The sequence below is a fragment of the Streptomyces sp. NPDC005722 genome, assembly GCF_040630935.1.
Taxonomy (GTDB): domain Bacteria; phylum Actinomycetota; class Actinomycetes; order Streptomycetales; family Streptomycetaceae; genus Actinacidiphila.
The window spans coordinates 114,152-133,097 of record NZ_JBEXYN010000011.1 but is presented as its reverse complement, the minus strand read 5'-3'; the positions used below and the strand labels follow the sequence as shown (position 1 = coordinate 133,097).

Below are 18,946 nucleotides of genomic sequence, written 5' to 3'. Positions count from 1 at the left end.
CTGGTCCCACAGACTCATCTCGCAACCCCCCGGTCCGAGCCCCGCCTCGGGTTCGAACGATACGCACCCGAATTCACTCTTGCCCTGCTATTCCCTGACCCGGGCCGATCGAGTCCGCGGTCCGAGCCGACTCTGGGGACGTGCCGGAAGCGTTTGTAAAGGTGTTGTCGACCCCACCGGATTCTGAAAACCGATGATCCGCTCGGCGCGTTCCACCGCGCGGTCGGGGAACAGCACATGGTCGGCGTTGCCGTCGCAGACGAGCTGTTGCAGCACGGTGGCCCCGGAGGACAGCGCCACAGGCCGCGGCATCCCGGGTGGACACGTTCGGCGCGTTCAGCCGCAGCGGGAGGGGTGTGCGCAGGGCACCGGTTCCTCGAGAGACCCGAAATGGCTGTCGACCACCCCGGTGCCCGGCAGTGTGTCGCGGCCGGCGCGCCGCCTGCCTGAGCCCCGCTTCACCAGACGGGCCCAGCCGACGGGGCATCAGCCGGAGCGTCGGCACCCTGTTCTCATCGGTGACGAAGCGTACGGACGGTCCCCACTCAAAGAGTGAACGAAGCGGGCATCGCGGGTCCATGCCTCCGCGACGCCCCCGTACAGGTCGTGATGGACCGTCTCCGCCCCGGCCATCAAGTCCATTTCGCAGCGGACGTACCTTACGTCACCGAGGGAGAGCGCCGTCAGGTGACTGTCGGCTGACGACTCACCACGTACGGCCATGAGCGTAGAGGAACCGTGGCCTGACGACGAGCATCTCGCGCCGCAGCCCTTCGCATGGCACGGTTCACTCAGTGATGCGAGCATGGACGCGGTGTCGGCCGCCGCTCCGTGCCCTCGCGAGGGGGGATGGTCATGCCCGAGCGTCTGGGCGTCTGCTGCGACGGCACCTGGAATGCGGCGGGGATGGTGCGCAACTGCGGCATCCCGCGCCGGGACCACGCGGACCGGATCCCTGCGGCCTGGGCTCTCTACCGCTCCCGGGTCGAGCACCCCAACGGCTTTGATGTCGGCGGCGGCTACCAGGAAGCAGGACTGTCCGACATCACCTTGCTGTGGATGGTCGACCAGGCTCGCAGACACGGGCTCACGTTCCACACCGACGCGCTCAGCGCGGCCGGGCCGAAAGCGATGCAGCCGGAGCAGAGCATCGGCTTCCGTGTACGGCCGGACAGCTCGGGCCAACTGCACACCTCACGCACGGGAATGTACCGCCTGACCAAGCCGTTCCACCGGCCCCTGGGCAGTGCCACGGGCAAAGAAGGCGAGCCCGACGGAGATGAGTACCTGGCGGTTTCCGCCAAGGAACGCTACGACCGCACCCCGGGCTACCGGCCGCGGGAACTTGAGCGCTACCTGGCCGACAGGGAACAGGTACGACTGGAGCCTGCCTTCCTTCCCGGCCTCGCCACAGAGATGCCGCCCCAGCCGTCAGCGCCTCAGTGAAGGAGAACAGGGATGCTTGCCTCCGCGCTCTTCGCCGGAGATCCACTGCTGGAGTCCATCGCACAGGACCAGGACCGTATCTCACGCACCCGAAACCGGAACGACGCGGCCGTACGAAAGGTACAGATCGCGCTCCTCGGCTGGGACCCTGGCTGTCTGCCCCGGTTCGGGGCGGACGGCGACTACGGCAACGAGACCGCCGGCGCGGTCGCCCGGTTCAAGGTCGAGGTACTCGGTACCCCCTCGGCCGAGGTGATCGACGACGTCGGCCCGTCGACGGTCCTGAAGCTGGACGAGATGTGCGCGGCGGCCGAACGCCCGCCCGTGCCGACGGTCGCCCCGGAGGACTGGCTGCTGACCGGCGCCGAGATGGGCCCCTTCCGCTCCCCCGCCTTCACCCTGGGCAACAAGGTCCTGTTCTTCGTCGACGCCGAGGGATACTACGACACGCTGGCCTCGCGGCTGGATGCCCTGACGGCCGGGAACCGGGTGCTGTTCGCCGGCTGGCGGTTCTCGCCCGAGCAGGTGCTGCGCCCAACGGTCGCGGGCTCACCGGGGATCCTCGAGCGGCTCCTCAAGCTCCGCGCGAATGGCATCGTCGTACGCGCGCTCCTGTACGGCTCGCACTTCTCCACGCTTCCCGTGCGCAGGCCCAGGGTTCCGAGCCTCCCGTCCAAGGACAACTTCGACTTCCGGACCGCGCTGGTCGCCGGAGGTGCACAGGCGGTCCTCGACGCCCGGGTGGGCCAGTTCGGCTCCCACCACCAGAAGTGCGCGGTGGTGCAAGGCAGCACCGCTGAGGATGCGGCGGCGTTCGTCGGCGGGATCGACATCTGCCTGGACCGCTGGGACAACGCCGCCCACGGCGATCTGCCGATACGGCAACGGGAACCGGACTTCCTGGGGAAGAAGATCTCGCTGCCCGGTTGGCACGATGTGCAGTGCGCGGTGTTCGGGCCTGCCGTCGGCCAGATCTGGCAGTCCCTGGTCCAGCGCTGGAACGACCCCACTCCGCCGAGCCGTATCGACGGAACGCCCGTGCCGATCCCCGCGTCGGAAGCACCCAGGCCGCCGGCCACCTCAGGCACCCAGGCCGTACAGGTCCTGCGGACCCTGACCTGCAAAGGGGTGTACTCCTTCCTGCCGGGTGGTGAGTTCACCGTCACGGCCGCCTACCGCAAGGCCATCCGCCGGGCGCGGCACTACATCTACATCGAGGACCAGTACCTGTGGCCCTCGCCGCTCGTCGACGACCTGCGGGCCGCCGCAGCCCGGGGCGTCCAGGTCATCCTGGTCACCGCCCGCGATTTCGACGTGCCGGGGCTCGGCGACGTCCACAAGGCGATGCGCGCCGAGGTGCTCCAGCGCATCGCAGCCGCACATCCCGCGAACGTCCACTGCTTCCATCTGGAGCAGGCGGCGACCACGCTGCAGATCTACGTCCACGCGAAGCTGATGATCGTCGACGACCAGTACGTCTCCGCGGGGAGCGCCAACCTCAACTCCCGTTCCCACACGACGGATTCGGAACTGCAGCTCGGCGTCTTCGACACGAACCTCGTCGACGGCACCATGGGCGGCGCCCCACACCGGGTCGGCGTGTCCGTCCGTAAGCTGCGCAAGCAGATTTGGGGCGAACACCTCAACGAGGACCCGTCGCTGCATGAGGACGCGCTGACAGGCCTGGGCCGTATGCCCACGGGGGGCCGCAAGATCGGCCACCTGGTCAACTTCCCTGTTCCACCGCGGGTTCCCGCAGTGAACTGGCGCGAGACGCTGCGGGATCTGCTGCGCTCGGTCCAGCAGATGGAGCACTGGCAGTCCCTGGCCCCCGTGGTGCTCGGCCCACTCGCGCCGGCGGTCGCGCTGGTGCCGGGCCTGGACCTCGGCACCGTCGCGGACCTGGTTCCCGACCCCGAGGCCTTCGTGCGCAGATTCCTGAACCCCAACACCACATGCTGAGCAGCCCTTCCGGGGTGGTGTCGGCGCTCGGGCGGTAGTCAACGCCCGAGCGCCTCACCGGCACCGTCACCCCTGGCGAGGCTGCGTGGCAGGGCCCTGCCCGCGGCACTCCGGCCGCTGTACTACGGGGATCCGCGGGGTGGACGTGGGCGACCCCGGCCCCGTGGGTCCAGCCGGCACGCCCCGGTTTCCCCGCTTGACCTGTGACCCGTGCGGCCGGCGCGCCGCTCCCCCCGTCAGCCCGCCGCTCGCTGAAGGCTGTCGAGGATGAGGTCCAGTCCGAATTCGAACTCGTCGCTGTAGGCGTACCCGGGGCGCATGACGTGAGCGGTCGCGATCTCGGTCAGGTACGGGTACTCGCCATCGCCGAATGCGCTCATGATGGAATCCGCCAGTTCGGCGGTCTCCTCCGGGGAGGAAAAGGGCAAGGTCTTCTCCTGCAGGGCGAACCCGTAGATGTAGCTGTCGAGAACCGAGACGGCGTGGGCGGTCAGCTCGAGCGAGAACCCGCCCTGACGCAGGCAGCCGAGAACGGCGTCGTGGTGACGCAGAGTGGCCGGGCCTGGAGTGGACCGCGACTCCATCAGCCCGATGGCCCAGCGGTGGCGGGACAGCACCAGGCGCATGGAGATCGCCCGCTGTCGCATCGCCTGTCGCCAGTCAGCACCCGGCACGGGCAACTCGACTTCGCCGAAGACCAGGTCGACCATGCCGTCGAGCAGGTCCTCCTTGTTGGCCACGTGGTTGTACAGGGACATCGCCTCGACCCCGACAGCCTCGCCGAGTTTGCGCATGCTGAGCGTCTCCAAGCCGCTGGAGTCGGCGAGTTCGACGGCGGCATGGAGAACCCGCTGCCGGGTGAGCGTCTCACGGTTCGGTCGCGAGGTGGTTCGTCGGGTCACGGTGGACGGGCCTCTTTCTCTCGGGTCTCCCAGCGTTGACGACCTTACGCCGTAAGTGCTCTACTTACGGCGTAAGTATCATGGGGAGCGGAACCGGGGGCAGTGATGATGCGAAACATGAGCGAGCCGATCACCACCGGCGAGACGAAGACGATGGCCGCTGTCGTGCAGGAGCGCTACGGCGCCGATCCGGAGGCCGTGCTGCGGACGGCGCGGGTCGTCCAGCCCGCCATCGGGCCGGACGAGGTGCTGGTGCGAGTGCGCGCCTCCAGCGTGGACCGGGGCACCTGGCACATGATGGCCGGCCTGCCGTACCCAATCCGCGCCGTGAGCGGGCTGCGAAGGCCAAAGCTCCCCAATCCCGGCCGCAACATCGCCGGCATCGTCGAGGCAGTCGGCTCTGACGTGACCGTGTTCGCGCCCGGCGACGAGGTCTACGGCACGGCAGCCGCCGCGTTCGCCGAATACGCCGCCGCTCGTCCCGACAGGATCGCTCCCAAGCCGACCCGACTCACCTTCGAGGAGGCGGCGACGGTACCCGTCAGTGCGCTCACCGCACTCCAGGCAGTTCGCGACAACGGCAAGGTCCAGGAAGGCCAACACGTCCTGATCACGGGAGCCGCCGGCGGCGTGGGCACCTTCGCCGTCCAACTCGCCCATGGACTCGGCGCCCGGGTGACGGCCGTCGCGAGCACCCCCAAGCTCGCGGCCGTACGGGCGCTGGGCGCGGACCACGTGATCGACTACACGCGCGAGGATTTCCTCGCCGGCCTACAGCGCTATGACGTCATCATCGACATCGCGGGCAACCGCGGTCTGCGGGATCTGCGCCGTGCCCTCACACCCCGCGGCAGACTGGTCATCACCGGCGGCGAGACGAACGGCCGCTGGCTCGGCGGCACCGATCGGCAGCTCCGCGCCCAGGTGCGCTCTCCTTTCACCGACCGGCATCTCGGCACCTTCATCGCCTCAGAGGCCGCAAGCGGGCTGCGCGACCTGACCGCTCTCGTCGACGCAGGCACGCTCCGCCCTGTCGTGGACCGCGTCTACCCGCTCGCCGAGACTGCCGCAGCCGTCCGGCACCTCCTCGACGGCCGCGTCACAGGCAAGCTCGCGCTCGCCATGCCCGCCGGGTGACGCCGTAAAATGCCTGCGCGAGCCGCCCAAGGATCGTAGACTGGGTGCACCGACGCGGGGTGGAGCAGCTCGGTAGCTCGCTGGGCTCATAACCCAGAGGTCGCGTGGTTCAAATCCCGCCCCCGCTACCAACATTCGGCCCCTGCCTGACTTCCTGTCGGGCAGGGGCCGAAGTCTTGTACATGGCCCGCCGGCGCTTTGGCCGGGACACCTTCTCGACCCGGTGCGTACGGTCAGGAGCCCTGAGGCTTCGGCGATCGCGCTGCAGAGGAGGATCCAGGCGGTGGCCGGCAGCCACCCGCCACGTCACTGGCCCGGTGCGCGCAGACCCATCGGCGGCTCCGGCACACGTCACGGCCAGCGGGCAGTCAACGTCTCCCACGCCAAGATCCGCGCCGTCGCCGAGCAGGCAATGGCCGCCTTGAAGTGTTGGCGGCTGCTGCGCAAGCTCCGCTGCAGCACCACCCGCATCACCGTCCTGGTCAAGGCGGCCCTAACCCTCCATCTCACCGCCGCGGCGGGCAGCAGTGAAGGGCCCGTTCTGTAGTTCCAGTATGGCGTCGAGCGAGGCAACGCGTCTTCATCATCCTTGACGATCTTCTTTTCGGCCCGGCTCCGTAGCCTCTCGTCACGGATCCGGCCGACGACCGATGGCCGGCCAACGAGTCGAAGGCGGGACCGCGTGGAGGACCTGATCGCTTTGGACGAGTGCGGCCGCATGGTCCCCACCGACCGGGAAGCCCTGGCCCGAGCGGTGGCCGGCCTGCTGGCCAGGCCGCGTGAACAACCCGCGCTACTGCGTCGAGCAGGCGTAGGGCTGCTGGTGCTGGGCCGTCACACCGAGGCCATCAGCACGCTGGAGCGGGCGCTGGCGCTCGCCGATGACAAGCTCGCCATCGCCATCCACATCAACCTGGGCGACGCCTACCGTTACTTCGGTGATCTGGAGGCCGCGGAGCCTCATTACCAACAGGCCCTCCATCTCTGCGAGGGTCACGCTCCGGACATGCTCTACTTCTGCTTCCAGCACCTGGGCAAGCAGCGCCTTGACCAAGGGCGGGCCGAGGAGGCCCGCGACCTGTTGGAGATGGCGCTACGTCAGCGGCGCACGAAGGGAGACCCCTCCCTTGTCGTCGCCACCGAGACCGCGCTGAGGCTGGTTGACCGAGCCGAAGCCGCCGCGAGACAACGGGCAGGGATGGATTCCAGCAATGGTGATCAGCCGACTGGGACAACAGGTGGTCGACAGCACCCTGGACCGGCACGGTGAACTGCGCTGGTAGGCACGCCCTGGAGAAGATACGCCGTGCTCTCCAGTCAAGGGGGTTGGAAAATCCTCCATGTGTGTGCGACTTCTCCGACGGCGACCGGATCATGGCCGACCTGCTGGGCGGCAAGGGCTCGGGGCCGGCCGAGATGACCCGGATCGGTCTGCCCGTACCGCCCGGCTTCACGATCCCCACCCGGCCGGCCGGGGGTTCCTGACCACCGGCGTCGAACCGCCCGTACTGGCCGCGTCAGCCGCACCACAGCGCGGCAGCGCCGGCAACGCTCACTTGGGACCGAACCGATCGGCGGACCTGTCATCGCAGCACTTGCGCCCGGCCTGTGCGACACCCAGGCAGGCCGCGACGGGCGCGAGTGCGCCACCCTGCCCGGTGGCCCTATGACCCGAACTTCGTCCAGTGCCCTTCGGAGACCAACTCGACGGAGCCGTCGACGACCTTGATGGCCGTCTGTTCGTCGATGGCGTAGGCTGCGCCGCCGATGTCGGCGGCCCAGCGCTCAGCGTCAGCCAGGGTGTTCCCCGGGAAGGCGTCCAGGTGCGGGAAGATCGAGAAGTCGACGACTCCCAGGGTGCGGTCGTCCGGCGCGGACTGCCACTCGACGAAGTAGCTGCCGATCCGGGGCGTCATGACCATGCTTCCGGCGCTCACCCCCACCCAGACCGTGTCGGGCAGCGAAGGCAGCAGATCGGCCAGCCCCGACTCCCTCATCCAGTGGCACAGGTACGTCGCGTCGCCGCCGTCGACCAGGAGCACGTCGGCTTCCCGGACCCAGGGGACGTACCGCTCCGCGCCGATGGTGGGCAGTGCGGTCAACTCGAGGACGCCGAGCGAGGCCCAGCCCAGGCCTGTCAGGTGCTGCCACCGGGGCTCGCCGGCTGCGAGGCCCCGTACCGATGCCGGACCGCACATCGGGTGACCCCATTGTGCCGTCGGGACACAGAGGGCGTGGCACTCGTCGATCGGCTTGCCGAGAAGCTGCACAAGGGCCGAACGGATGCTCGGGTTCGTAACGCCGCCTGAGGTGAGCAAGAGCTTCAAGGTGTCTCCCGATTCGCGCGCGAAAGGTGGATGTACCTGAAGACCCGGAACCGTGCTGGAATTCATCGTGGTTCGGGCAACCTTCTCGGAGGCTCCCGGGTCGCCGGGCGTGGTTCTCCCCGATCCCTCCGCCAGGTCATGCCTTCGGCCGACCTGCAGAATGTCCCCGTGAACATTCGCTACGAAATGGTCTTCACGTGCTTCCTGAAGGACGACGCCCCTCAGTCGGTCCTGGACACCCTGCGCTGGCACATGGGCCTGCTCACCGACCGGCCCGCGGCTGTCGGCGCCGATGAATACCCGCATCCGCTGCTGACTCCGAATCCGGACACCGACAGGCCCCTGCCCGGAGGGGAGTTCGCGCGTCTGGAACGCCAGTCCCGCGGCGGTCACGATGCCTGGGGCCTGTTCGTCCGCGTCCTCCGGCCGGACCTGCTGGACGACGTCGTATCGCTCCTCGAACTGCTGGCTCCGCACGTCGACGAACCCGACTACGCGGGATACTTCCGTGCGGAGGCCGACCCCTGGCCTTCCGTCTTCAGGTTCCACGAAGGAACCTACGGCGTGACCGGGCCCATGTCGGACTTCCGAAGAGACTCCGATACCGGCGCGAGCGGCCACCGCCTGGCTGAGTCCTGAAGCGCATCGGAAAATCCTGAAGCGCTCCCAGCCCGGTAAGACCTTCTCTCCTTCATCATGACGTTCCCGGCCTGGCTGCCGGCCGCCCGCCTGTTCTCGGAAGAGTCGACGCCTCGAAGGAGATCAGCGCGATGACCGCACCGGACAGTCTGCCCCTGCGGGCCCTCAGCGAGGTGAACTCCTCGCTGTCCGGCCGTCACGCCGACGAGCGCGCGGAGTCGTCGAGGTGGGCCGGGGAGCGGGTCCGGCACTGCCTTTCCGGCAGGGTGTCCTCCGACAGGGTCCGCAAGAGGTATTCCAGGCGCCGGGCCAGTTCGTCGGGGTCAGTCTCCACCAACGCCGTGTGCCCGATCAGTTTCCGCGTCAGCCACGCCCCGGCGATCGCGGAGAGCGCGAGCGCGGACCGTTCCAATGTGTTCTCGCCCGATATGAGCCCGATGAGACGCCGTCAGGTGCGACCTGCCGGGCTCCACGGTGAATGCCGTGGAGCCCGGTCACGGGCGTGCTGCTCGTTGGCCGAGGCATGCCGGCAGATGAAGGACGGGTTGCGCGTCAGAGCCGTCATTGGACAGGTGGTTAACAGACGCCGGGAATGTGAACAGCGCGGCTGAACCGCAACGGCTGATCAGCGGCTGAGCGCCGGCTCAAGCGCCCGCGACATCCGTATAAATGCCCACCAACTCGCGGTTCGATCATGTCACTTGACCGCTCCCGTCGCAGGGCGGGAAGTTCACCCGTGGCCGCGAGCATCTGCGGCCATGAGCAACCTCAGTCGCCGCATCTTCATCCTTGGCGGGCTCACCACCGCGAGCGTCGCAGCGCTCCAAATCGGGGCGATGGCCCAGCCGTCGGCCGCCGCCTCCACTCCCTTCCCCTTCACCCTCGGTGTCGCCTCCGGCGAACCGGACGACGCCAGCGTGGTCCTCTGGACGCGTCTGGCTCCCACGCCGACCAACGCGGACGGCCAGGGCGGCATGCCCAACGCCGACGTCGCCGTCGACTGGCAGGTGTCGACCAACCAGAACTTCACCAGCCTCGTCAGCTCCGGCACGTTCACCGCCCGCTACGCACAGGCCCACGCGGTCCACGTACTGGCCGGCGGACTCGCCCCGGACTCCGAGTACTACTACCGCTTCCGGGCCCAGGGATTCATCTCCCCGGTGGGCCGGACCCGCACCGCGCCGGCTCCGAACACGGTCGGGCGCGACTTCACGATGGCCTTCGCCTCGTGCGCCCACTACGAGCAGGGCTACTACACCGCCTACCGGCGCATGGCCGACGACCGACCCGACCTGATCCTGCACCTGGGCGACTACATCTACGAGGGCGGCGCCACCTCCGGCGCCGTGCGCCAGCACCTCGGCAGCGAGATCGTGTCGCTGGCCGACTACCGCCGCCGCTACGCGCTCTACCGCAGCGACCCCGACCTGCAGGCCGCGCACGCGATCGCGCCGTGGCTGGTCGTGCCGGACGACCACGAGGTGGAGAACAACTACGCCAACATGGTCCGCGCCGACAGCAGCCCCGCGCTGACGGCGGCCCAGTGGACCGCGCGCCGCACCGCCGCGTACCAGGCCTACTTCGAGAACATGCCGCTGCGGGCCGCCGCGACCCCCTCCGGCAACAGCATCCAGCTCTACCGCCGGGTCCGCTGGGGCACCCTCGCCACGTTCCACATGCTCGACACCCGCCAGTTCCGCGACGACCAGGCCTGCGGCGACGGGACGAAGGTCTGCGCCGACGCCGATCTGCCGTCCCGTTCGATCACCGGCCCGGCCCAGGAGGCATGGCTGCTCGACGGGCTCGGACAGCACCTGAGCACCTGGGACCTCATCGGCCAGCAGGTCTTCTTCGCCCGCAACGTGAACTCGGCGGGCGCGATGAACATGGACGCCTGGGACGGGTACCGGGGCAGCCGGGCGCGGATCCAGCAGGGCATCATCGACCGCGGCGTACGCAACCCGGTCGTCCTCACCGGTGACGTGCACGCGTCGTGGGGCAACGACCTCAAGGCCGACTACGCCAACCCGTCGTCGGCGACGATCGGCTCCGAGCTGGTCTGCACCTCCATCACCAGCACCGGCAACGGAACCGCCACCACGGCGATCCCCAACGGATCCCTCAACCCGCACCTGCGCTTCTACTCCAACCGGCGCGGCTACGTCCGCACGCACATCACCCGGTCGCAGCTCACAGCCGACTTCCGGTCGGTGGCGACGGTGACCGAACACGGCGCGGCGGCGACGACCGCGCGGACCTTTGTCATTCACGACGGACAGCCGGGGTTGGCCGATGCGTAAGCTCTCCGTACTGGGCGCGACCGTTGCCGGCTTCGCCGCGGTCCTCGCCATGATCTCCCCGGCCTCGGCGGCCGGGCCCTCGTCCTGGGCGACCGCGAACAGCGACTCCGCCGGTGACCAGGACACCTCCTCGATCGCCGCCAACCGCCTCGGCGACACCGCGGTGGTCTGGGAGGACGACCGCGACTCGGCCACCCCGGGCGACAACGCCCACAGCGACGTGTGGGTGCGGATGTACCGCAACGGCGTCTCGGCGTACGAGAAGAAGCTCTCGGCCGGCGGCACCTCGGGCGTGGCCTGGCGGCATCTCCAGCCCGACGTGGGCATCGACGACCGGGGCAACACAGTTGTCGTGTGGGCGGAGGACCCGGACGGCAACGGGTTCTACAACATCACCTACCGAGTCCTCTCCCCGGCCGGCGCGCTCCTCGGCTCCGGCCAGGCCAACGCGAGCGCCGACGGCCAGCAGATCCATCCGCGCGTCGCGGTCGATCCGGACGGCGCGCCCAACAGCACCACGGCGGTCGCGTTCTCCGTGGTGTGGGAGGACATCCAGGGCACCGCGGCGGCGACGGTGAAGGCGGCGGGGTTCACCGGAACCACGACCAAGGCCTACGAGGTGACGGTCAACGCGACCGGCGGCGCGCACCACAACCCCGACATCGCGACGTCCGCCTCGGGCGACGCCGTCGTCGTCTGGGACGAGGACACCGACAACAACGGCGCCTACCAGATCGGCCTGGTGAAGCTGGCCAAGGCCAACGGGGCGGTCACCCTCAGCCGCCGCAGTGCCAACAGCATCGCCGACGGGCAGCAGCAGCGTCCGGCCGTGGCCGCGAACTTCAACGGCGACTTCGCCGTGGCGTGGGAGTCCGACCACACCGGGACCCGTGGCATCTGGGCCCGGTCGTTCACCGCGACCGGCACGGCCGGCTCGGCCGAGGTCGAGGTGTCCAGCGGTGCCGGAGCGGGCAACCCCACCGTCGGCATCGACGACCAGCGCGACGCCGTGGTCGGCTGGAGCGTCGCCGGCACCGATCCGGCGGTCTGGGCCCGGGGCCTCAACCCCGACGGCACCTCCGCCGGCCGGTTGCCGGCCCAGTCCGTCAGCCAGGTCACGACCGGCCGGCAGGAGCAGCTCGCGCTGGCCTCCTCCCCGTTCGGCACACTCTCCATGGCGTACACCGACGACAACGACGGCAACACCTTCGACCAGGTCCTGCTGAGCCTGGGGGCGACCAACTCGGACTGGTGACGTCCCCTCGATCCGCGGACGTCCACCGGGCCACCCCGTGGGGAGATCCGGCAGTCGATTCTGTCGGAACACCTCCGCGAGGTGGCCCGGAACCGGGTGGCGTCCGTGAGGAAACGCGGTGACTCACAGGCCCGAGACCACGGGCGCCGTGCTCATCTCTCGAAGGTGCCGTACATCGTGGCCCGCGCGATGGCGTGGGTGAACAGGAGGAAGTCCATCAGCGCAGGGGACGTCGCCTCGGACACGTCCAGCTCGTCCACGCCGACGGCATGGACGACCAGGAAGTACCGGTCGGGGCCGTTGCCCGGCGGCGTGGCCGGACCCAGGTACCTGCGGTGGCCGGCGTCGTTGCGAAGTGTCACCGCACCCCCGGGAAGGTCCCTCCCGTCTCCGGCCCCGGCCGGAAGGTCGGTCACGGAAGCCGGGAGGTTGGCCACCGCCCAGTGCCAGAAGCCCGAGGCGGTGGGTACGTCCGGATCGAACATCGCCACTGTGAAGCTTCGCGTCTCGTCGGGGAATCCGGTCCAGCTCAGCTGTGGTGAGATGTCCGACCCACCCGCTCCCAGAATGCCGCTGGCCTGCTCGAGGGCCAGTTGACCACCGTGGGCGACGGACTCCGAGTTCACCGCGAAGTCCGGGATCTGCGGCATGAAGTCGTAGGGACCGTAGGGCTTGATCATGGTGAGCCTCCGCATCCACGCCCGGCCCGGTCCTGCCCCCGATCAACGCTACGACCGCTATTGCCAGTTGGCAATTTGTCCTGATGTATTGACTTTACGGCGCCCCTGCGGCTGTTGGCGTCAGTGCCACGACGATGTCGCCGTGCCGGTCGCCGGGCGAGGCGAGCAGCCAGGGCCGGCGGATCATCGCCACCACTACGGCGTCGATGGGGCGTAGACCGCGACTGCCCGGCCACCCGGCCCGGCACAGCACCGTGGGCCCCGCTCGCCACCACCGTGGGCCGTGCAGAGCGAACCACGGCGAGAACCGGTCGTGACCGGATCCCGATTCGCCGGCCGTCGGCGGTGCCGTGCCACGCTCCGTCCGGGATGCGTCGTGGCGGCGGACGCAGGAACCTGGAGGTAGGTAGGGGGCGGCTGCGGTGGTCTGCGACGAAACCCGAGCCCGTCACGCTGCGCGGCACGTAACCCGTACTTGTCGGCGAAAGCGAGGCAGCGCCATGCAGATGCAAGCAGCTCGGATGCACGGATACAAGGAGCCCCTTCGAATCGAAGACGTCCCCATGCCCGACCCGGCGCCGGACGAGATCCTGCTGAAGGTCGCCGCGACGGGCATGTGCCGCAGTGACTACCAGCTCCTCGACGGTTACTTCGAGGTACCGTTCCCCGTTGAGCTCCCTTACATCCCCGGCCACGAGGTCACCGGCCGGGTGGCCGGTATGGGCAGCGCGGTACCGAAGTCGGTGGGGTACTCCGAGGGCGACATGGTCGTGGTCAACCCCAGCTGGGGCGACGGCACATGCCGCCAGTGCCGGGAGGGCAACGAACAGCTGTGCAGCGGCAACGGCAGGTGGGTGGGCTTCGGGCCCCCCGGAGGCTTCGCCGAGTACATGGCCGTGGAAGGCCGCCACGCGATCCCCGTCTCGGAGAACGCGGCGAAGACGCCCGAGGTCCTCGCCCCGATGACCGACGCGGGCATGACCCCGTACCGCGGAATGCGCAAGCTCCGGGACACCGGCAAGCTCGGTCCGGGCCGCACCGTGGCCGTCACGGGCATCGGAGGCCTGGGCAGCTACGCGGTCCAGTACGCCAAGCTGCTCGGCGGCGGAGCGACCGTGGTGGCGCTGGCACGCAAGGACAACAAGCTAGACGTGGCGAAGGAGAACGGGGCCGACCACGGGATCAACGTCCGCGACAAGTCCACCGAGGCCATCCAGGACGAACTGGAGCAGCTCACCGGCCGCAGGACGATCGACGCCATCCTGGACTGCGTCGGCAGCAACGCGTCCATCTCCATGGGCTTCGACCTGCTGGGCCCCGAGGGTGTGCTGGCGGCGGTCGGCCTCATGAGCCACCACGTCGAGCACAAGCAGTTCCCGTTCGTGGGGACGGAGCTGACCTACCTCGGTTCCTTCTGGGGCAACCACCTGGACCTGGTCGAGGTGCTCTCCCTGGCCGAAGCGGGCCTCGTCAAGCACAACGTCACCAAGGTCGGACTCGAGGACATCAACGACAACCTGGAGGCCCTGGGCCGCGGCGACGTCGTCGGGCGCATGGTCATCGTCTTCGACTGACGGTCCGAGCGTTCGTGCTGAGTGAATGGTTGATACAGCACAGGGCACCCCTCAGCGCCGCCTGCCGCACACGGCAGAAGGTGGACGCAGTGCAAACTGGATTGCATGAACGCAGAAGCACAGGCCCCGATACGTCAAGTCTGGTCCACGGCGAATGTGGACTCTGTCGATGCGTTCCGTTACTGGTCGGATGTCATCTGTGATGCCTGCTCTGTTCGTCTCGCCGCCAGGACTTCGGGGAGAGCGCCGTTCGCAGGGCGGATCGAACGCAGCGTGGTGGACGGCCTGGGGTTGGCCATCGTGTCTTCAGGGCAGCAGGAAGTCTTCCGGACGAGGCGTCTGATCGCCCTCGACCAAGAAGACTTCGTACTGGCCTACATCCAGAGGGAAGGTGTCACACGCCTACGGCAGGACGGGCGCCTCGTTGCCCTGTCAACCGGTGGGATGGCCTTTCTTGACAGTTCCCGTCCCTACGCTCTCGATTCCGATGGCGCGTTCTCCCAGTTGGCCGTCCAGGTACCCCGATCATGGCTTCCCGGTCGGGTACTCACTGACGCGACGGCGGTCGAGCTCGGCAGTGCCGGGCCCGGCGGGCTCGTCGCCGACTTCTTGGTGGGTTTGCAGCGCCTCGACCCGGCAGTGGCCGTGACCATGGTCCCGCACGCACTGGGACTGCTCAATTACGCCCTGGAGTGGGCCGGTCAGGGCCGTATCGCGAAAGCCAGTGCCTCTGCCCTCACGCGCGAGCGGATTCACCGCTTCGTGCGACGTCATGCGTACGACCCGACTCTGGACGCCTCGGCCGTCGCGGCCGGCTGCGGTATCTCTCGCAGGACCCTGTTTCGCACGTTGTCCGCGGACGCGGAGACGCTCACCGAGCTGATCCGCAGGCTGCGGGTGACCCGTGCCCAACAAGTCCTGCGCACCACGCCGGAACGACCGCTCGCCGGCGTCGCCCGGGACTGCGGCTTCGGCAGTGTCGCGCAACTGCACCGTGCCTTCCGTGCCACCACCGGGACAACCCCCGGGGCCTACCGGAAGGCAAGCGACCAGCAGCCCGGTGTCCCCCGCCCGCACTCGGTGGAGCCGTTTCGGGCCCAATAGCCCGTCGCCATAGGACTCATAGTCCACCGGACGCCAAACCCGGCGTAAGAACGCGAGCCGCAGGATGGAGTGACTGAGTCCGCAGCCGCGGGCAAGGACGCCGTAGCGACGCACAAAGTCGAGCACGATGACCCGGCGTAGTTATTTGCATTGCGGCCTTGCGTGCGAGTCTCGAGGCACCTCCTTTCGCGCTGGTGGCAATGTGTGCCACAGGATATGACCGATCGTGCCAGCGGGCCGGTTTCGTGCGGCTGTCAACGGATTCATGGCTAGTCTGCGAACGTGAGCAAATACGTCATACAAGCCGGCCGGATGTTCAACGGGATGGCATGGTCCGGACCCTGCGCGCTGTTCGTTGAGAATGGCCGAATTTACAAGGTGGCCGGCGCCTATGAGATGCATAGCGACCCCTACGTATCAGAGGTTTTCGACTTCGGTGCCGATTCCTGTATCCTGCCGGGACTCATCGACACTCATATGCACTTGGCTCTCGACGCCAGCGCTGACCCGGTCACCGCACTGATCAAGACCGATGATGACGGGCTGCTGGAACAAATGCAGCGAGCGGCCGCCAGCGCCTTGTCCGCCGGCATCACATCCGTCCGCGACCTTGGCGACAGAGCTTTTCTGTCGGTCGTACTCGGAAAGGAGTTCGACGAGCATCCTGCCCTGGGCCCGCACATCGTCTCCGCCGGGCCGCCGCTGACCCCCGTTGGCGGGCATGGACACTTCTTGGGGGGCGAGGCCGAGGGAACCGACGCCTTGCGGACCGCCGTGCGGGAGCGCCGCAGGCAGGGATGCGGCGTGGTGAAGATCATGGCGAGCGGCGGCCACATGACACCGGGATCGAAGCCGATGTACGCCTCCCAGTACACCGCGGACGAACTGCGCACGGTCGTGGAGGAGGCACACAAGATCGGCCTGCCCGTGGCCGCGCACGCACACGGGAACGAGGCCATCCTCGACGCGGTCAATGCGGGCGTCGACACGCTCGAGCACGTCAGCTTCATGACGCCCGAGGGATTCGCCCCCGACGAGGAGGTGCTGGCCACGATCGCGCAGAGCGATGTGTTCGCCAGCATGACATTGGGGTTCGATCCGACCGTGCCTGCGCCGGCGGCTATTTCTGCACAGTTCGCGAAGATCTCCGCCGGCTACCGGGCGCTGCATGAGCGGGGCACGCGGGTGGTGGTGGGCACCGACGCCGGCGTAGCCCCCTTCAAGCCGCACAACGTCCTCCCCCATGCGGTTGCCGAGCTTCTCGCCCTCGGCTTCTCCTCCGAGGAGGCATTGTCCGCAGTCACCGCGCTGGCAGCCGAGGCGTCCGGTCTCGGCTCGCGCAAGGGGCACCTTCGTCCTGGATACGACGCCGACCTGCTCGTTGTCAGCGGCGACCCATCATCTGACGCGGCAGCACTGCTGGACGTCACGGCGGTATTCCGGTCCGGGGTCCGGGCGCGCTGACGCTCCCTGAGCGTCAAGCGGGTCGAGGACGATCGCAACACCTTCGCCTCGACCCGCGCGCTCCTGCTCCGGCGGGCGTGCGAGCCGGCACGTGGCGTGTGGCACCGACGCCGTCACCGTATGCGGCGCCGGCTCGGAGCCGACGGGGCTGGTCCGGCCGGGTGAGAGCGCCCGGTCTGACGATGCGACGACTGGTGCCGGCTCATAGGCTGCCGCCATGACCAGTATCCCGATTGCGATGCCTCACGACGCCTTCGCCCTGCTGATGGAAGGCAATCAGCGCTTCGTCACCGGGGCCCCCGAGCACCCCAATCAAGACGCGATCCGTCGCACCGAGATCGCCCCCGCCCAACAGCCCTTCGCAGTGCTGTTCGGATGCTCCGACTCGCGGCTGGCCGCCGAGATCATCTTCGACCGCGGCCTGGGTGACCTGTTCGTGGTCCGCACCGCAGGGCACGTCATGGGCGCGGAGGTGATCGGCAGCATCGAGTACGGCGTCGACGTACTGGGCTGTCCGCTGGTCGTGGTGCTCGGGCACGACTCGTGCGGCGCGGTGGGCGCCGCGTGCGCCGCGCTGGAGGACGGCGTGGTACCAGCCGGGTACGTCAGGGACGTCGTCGAGCGGGTCACCCCCAGTGTCCTGGCGGCACGGGCCGCAGGACGGACCGAGCCGGAGGAGATCCTCGCCGAGCACGTCAGGCACACCGTGGACCTGCTCCTGGACCGGTCGCGGTCACTCGCCGAGAGGGTCACCGCCGGACAGGCCGCCGTCGTGGGCCTGTGCTACCGGCTGGCCGACGGCAGCGCACAACTCGTCGCGTCCCGCGGCCTCGACGCCGCGGTCCCCGCAACGTCCTGAGCGGAACGGTCAGGCTGCCTGTGGCAGACACCTGCGCCCGGGGAACAACCGCTGCTCATGCGGATCGAGCAGGACCGTGCACGTAGGGGAACCGACGGAGTGCGCTGATCACCACGGCTTGCACACGCTCCAAGATCACGTCCGATGCACACCAAGATCGTTTCCCACTGGGCTGACCAATGGTGCTGGTCAGCCGAATTCGGGCCGTTCCGCGTCGCGCTGTCCGGGCCCAGGCGGAGCCTCGGCCAGGCAGTCCCACTGCCCCGTGCAGCCGCGCACCGCCCTCGCGGAGCGTCTGAGGCAGAGCGGAGGTGCGAGATGAACACCACCGTGAACGGGACCGCCGCCGCATGAGCGATGCGCGATCTCGTTCCAGGGACCCGGGACGGCGCGAGCCGCCGTTCCCTGTCAGGCACAGGCCGGTTCGGCAGCGCCGGAGGAGACGTTGAACCGATCGCACTGCAGGGCACCGGGGAAGGTGTGTGCGTACCCCTGGACGCACACAGCCGTCGTCCTTCCCCGGGCCCGGTCTTCGTCCGCCTTCCCGACCGGCCGGTGTGGTGACCGGCCCGGGGCGACGCGCGCTACTTCGGCATCAGGACGCTGTCGACGATGTAGACGGTGGCGTTGGCGGTGGAGACGTTGCCGCACACCACGTGTGCGGTGTCGTTGACGGTGTAGTCCTCGCCCGTGCCGGAGGTGGTGACCTTGCCCTTCTCCAGGGTCGCGAAGGAGCCGTTCGCCAGTTGGGCGGGCGCGAGCTTCTGTCCGACGACGTGGTAGGTCAGGATCTTGGTGAGGGTGGCCTTGTCGTTGAGGACCTTGTCGAGGTCGGCCTTGGGGATCTTCGCGAAGGCATCGTTGGTGGGCGCGAACACGGTGATGCCCTGGGCGTTGTTGAGGGTGTCCACCAGGCCGGCCTTCTGCACGGCCGCCACCAGAGTGGACAGGACCGGGTTGTTGGACGCGGCGGTCGCCACGGGGTCCTTGGCCATTCCGTCGAAGCTGCCGGCCCCGTCCTCGGGCACCGCGGAGCACGCGGCCCCGAAGGGCTTGTCCATGGCCATCGAGTCGCCGGGGTCCTGGCTTGCGAAGTCGTCGCCGGCGGCGCTGGACGGCACGGAGGTGGACGAGGTGTTGTCCTTGCTGTCGTCCCCGCATGCGGTGAGGGCGAGCGGCAGGAGGGTGGCCGCGGTCGCCGTGATGGCGGCGCGGCGCAGGCGCAGGGTGTTCATCAGGTTTCTCCTTGACTGTTTTCTGGTCATGAGTAGCGGCTCGGTACGGCGTGGTGCGGGTG

General features: G+C 68.7%; 16 protein-coding genes, 1 tRNA gene and 2 pseudogenes. 14 read left to right on the top strand and 5 right to left on the bottom strand.

The window, feature by feature from the left end:
- Positions 1-855: 855 nt before the first annotated feature.
- Both ABZ479_RS15750 and ABZ479_RS15745 read left to right on the top strand, forming a co-directional pair.
- The gene (locus ABZ479_RS15750) at positions 856-1,446 is read left to right on the top strand and encodes a hypothetical protein (protein ID WP_500462113.1); all 591 of its coding nucleotides are present in this window, start codon (positions 856-858) and stop codon (positions 1,444-1,446) included.
- Positions 1,447-1,458: 12 nt separating this feature from the next.
- Positions 1,459-3,408, top strand: coding sequence for a phospholipase D family protein (locus ABZ479_RS15745; RefSeq protein ID WP_500462112.1), 1,950 nt, complete (start codon positions 1,459-1,461; stop codon positions 3,406-3,408).
- A gap of 236 nt (positions 3,409-3,644) precedes the next feature.
- Here ABZ479_RS15745 and ABZ479_RS15740 read toward each other — a convergent pair whose 3' ends face one another.
- A complete protein-coding gene (locus tag ABZ479_RS15740; RefSeq protein WP_500462111.1) occupies positions 3,645-4,310 on the bottom strand; it encodes a TetR/AcrR family transcriptional regulator in 666 nt (221 codons plus the stop codon).
- Positions 4,311-4,427: 117 nt separating this feature from the next.
- On the opposite strand from ABZ479_RS15740, the gene ABZ479_RS15735 reads away from it, so the two are divergent.
- The 5 genes and pseudogenes from ABZ479_RS15735 to ABZ479_RS15715 form a co-directional block, all read left to right on the top strand.
- On the top strand, positions 4,428-5,447 hold the full coding sequence (locus ABZ479_RS15735; RefSeq protein WP_500462110.1) for an NAD(P)-dependent alcohol dehydrogenase: 1,020 nt from the start codon (positions 4,428-4,430) through the stop codon (positions 5,445-5,447).
- A 53-nt stretch (positions 5,448-5,500) separates the two neighbouring features.
- A tRNA-Met gene (locus ABZ479_RS15730) sits at positions 5,501-5,578 on the top strand.
- Positions 5,579-5,802: 224 nt separating this feature from the next.
- Positions 5,803-5,994, top strand: a pseudogene (locus tag ABZ479_RS15725) (hypothetical protein); the annotation flags it as partial.
- Positions 5,995-6,129: 135 nt separating this feature from the next.
- Positions 6,130-6,717 (top strand): tetratricopeptide repeat protein, encoded by a 588-nt coding sequence (locus ABZ479_RS15720; RefSeq protein WP_500462109.1) that lies wholly within the window; start codon positions 6,130-6,132, stop codon positions 6,715-6,717.
- A gap of 104 nt (positions 6,718-6,821) precedes the next feature.
- Positions 6,822-6,961, top strand: a pseudogene (locus ABZ479_RS15715) (PEP/pyruvate-binding domain-containing protein); the annotation flags it as partial.
- Between the two features lie 150 nt (positions 6,962-7,111).
- Here the strand turns inward: ABZ479_RS15715 and ABZ479_RS15710 are convergent.
- Positions 7,112-7,645: a Type 1 glutamine amidotransferase-like domain-containing protein gene (locus ABZ479_RS15710; protein WP_500462108.1), complete on the bottom strand. Its 534-nt coding sequence runs from the start codon at positions 7,643-7,645 to the stop codon at positions 7,112-7,114.
- Between the two features lie 159 nt (positions 7,646-7,804).
- Here ABZ479_RS15710 and ABZ479_RS15705 point away from each other — a divergent pair, with 159 nt between their 5' ends.
- Complete coding sequence (locus ABZ479_RS15705) at positions 7,805-8,413, top strand: hypothetical protein (protein ID WP_500462106.1); 609 nt, start codon at positions 7,805-7,807, stop codon at positions 8,411-8,413.
- Positions 8,414-8,609: 196 nt separating this feature from the next.
- Here ABZ479_RS15705 and ABZ479_RS15700 read toward each other — a convergent pair whose 3' ends face one another.
- Positions 8,610-8,852: a hypothetical protein gene (locus ABZ479_RS15700; RefSeq protein ID WP_500462188.1), complete on the bottom strand. Its 243-nt coding sequence runs from the start codon at positions 8,850-8,852 to the stop codon at positions 8,610-8,612.
- A gap of 319 nt (positions 8,853-9,171) precedes the next feature.
- Between ABZ479_RS15700 and ABZ479_RS15695 the strand changes: the two genes are divergently transcribed.
- Both ABZ479_RS15695 and ABZ479_RS15690 read left to right on the top strand, forming a co-directional pair.
- Complete coding sequence (locus ABZ479_RS15695; protein ID WP_500462105.1) at positions 9,172-10,713, top strand: alkaline phosphatase D family protein; 1,542 nt, start codon at positions 9,172-9,174, stop codon at positions 10,711-10,713.
- Positions 10,706-11,968 carry a hypothetical protein gene (locus ABZ479_RS15690; protein ID WP_500462104.1) on the top strand — a complete coding sequence of 421 codons (1,263 nt, stop codon included), beginning with the start codon at positions 10,706-10,708 and terminating at the stop codon, positions 11,966-11,968. Before ABZ479_RS15695 ends, ABZ479_RS15690 begins: the two co-directional genes overlap by 8 nt.
- A gap of 152 nt (positions 11,969-12,120) precedes the next feature.
- On the opposite strand, the gene ABZ479_RS15685 is transcribed toward ABZ479_RS15690, so the two are convergent.
- Entirely contained in the window at positions 12,121-12,648 is a 528-nt protein-coding gene (locus tag ABZ479_RS15685; RefSeq protein WP_500462103.1) for a YbhB/YbcL family Raf kinase inhibitor-like protein, read from the bottom strand.
- 563 nt (positions 12,649-13,211) lie between these two features.
- On the opposite strand from ABZ479_RS15685, the gene ABZ479_RS15680 reads away from it, so the two are divergent.
- The 4 genes from ABZ479_RS15680 (at position 13,212) to ABZ479_RS15665 (ending at position 17,649) form a co-directional block, all read left to right on the top strand.
- A complete protein-coding gene (locus ABZ479_RS15680) occupies positions 13,212-14,222 on the top strand; it encodes a zinc-binding dehydrogenase (RefSeq protein ID WP_500462102.1) in 1,011 nt (336 codons plus the stop codon).
- 105 nt (positions 14,223-14,327) lie between these two features.
- Positions 14,328-15,326: an AraC-like ligand-binding domain-containing protein gene (locus tag ABZ479_RS15675; RefSeq protein ID WP_500462101.1), complete on the top strand. Its 999-nt coding sequence runs from the start codon at positions 14,328-14,330 to the stop codon at positions 15,324-15,326.
- A gap of 282 nt (positions 15,327-15,608) precedes the next feature.
- Complete coding sequence (locus ABZ479_RS15670; protein ID WP_500462100.1) at positions 15,609-16,790, top strand: metal-dependent hydrolase family protein; 1,182 nt, start codon at positions 15,609-15,611, stop codon at positions 16,788-16,790.
- Between the two features lie 217 nt (positions 16,791-17,007).
- Positions 17,008-17,649, top strand: coding sequence for a carbonic anhydrase (locus ABZ479_RS15665; RefSeq protein WP_500462099.1), 642 nt, complete (start codon positions 17,008-17,010; stop codon positions 17,647-17,649).
- A gap of 584 nt (positions 17,650-18,233) precedes the next feature.
- Here the strand turns inward: ABZ479_RS15665 and ABZ479_RS15660 are convergent.
- Positions 18,234-18,884, bottom strand: coding sequence for a fasciclin domain-containing protein (locus tag ABZ479_RS15660; RefSeq protein WP_500462098.1), 651 nt, complete (start codon positions 18,882-18,884; stop codon positions 18,234-18,236).
- Positions 18,885-18,946 lie beyond the last annotated feature (62 nt).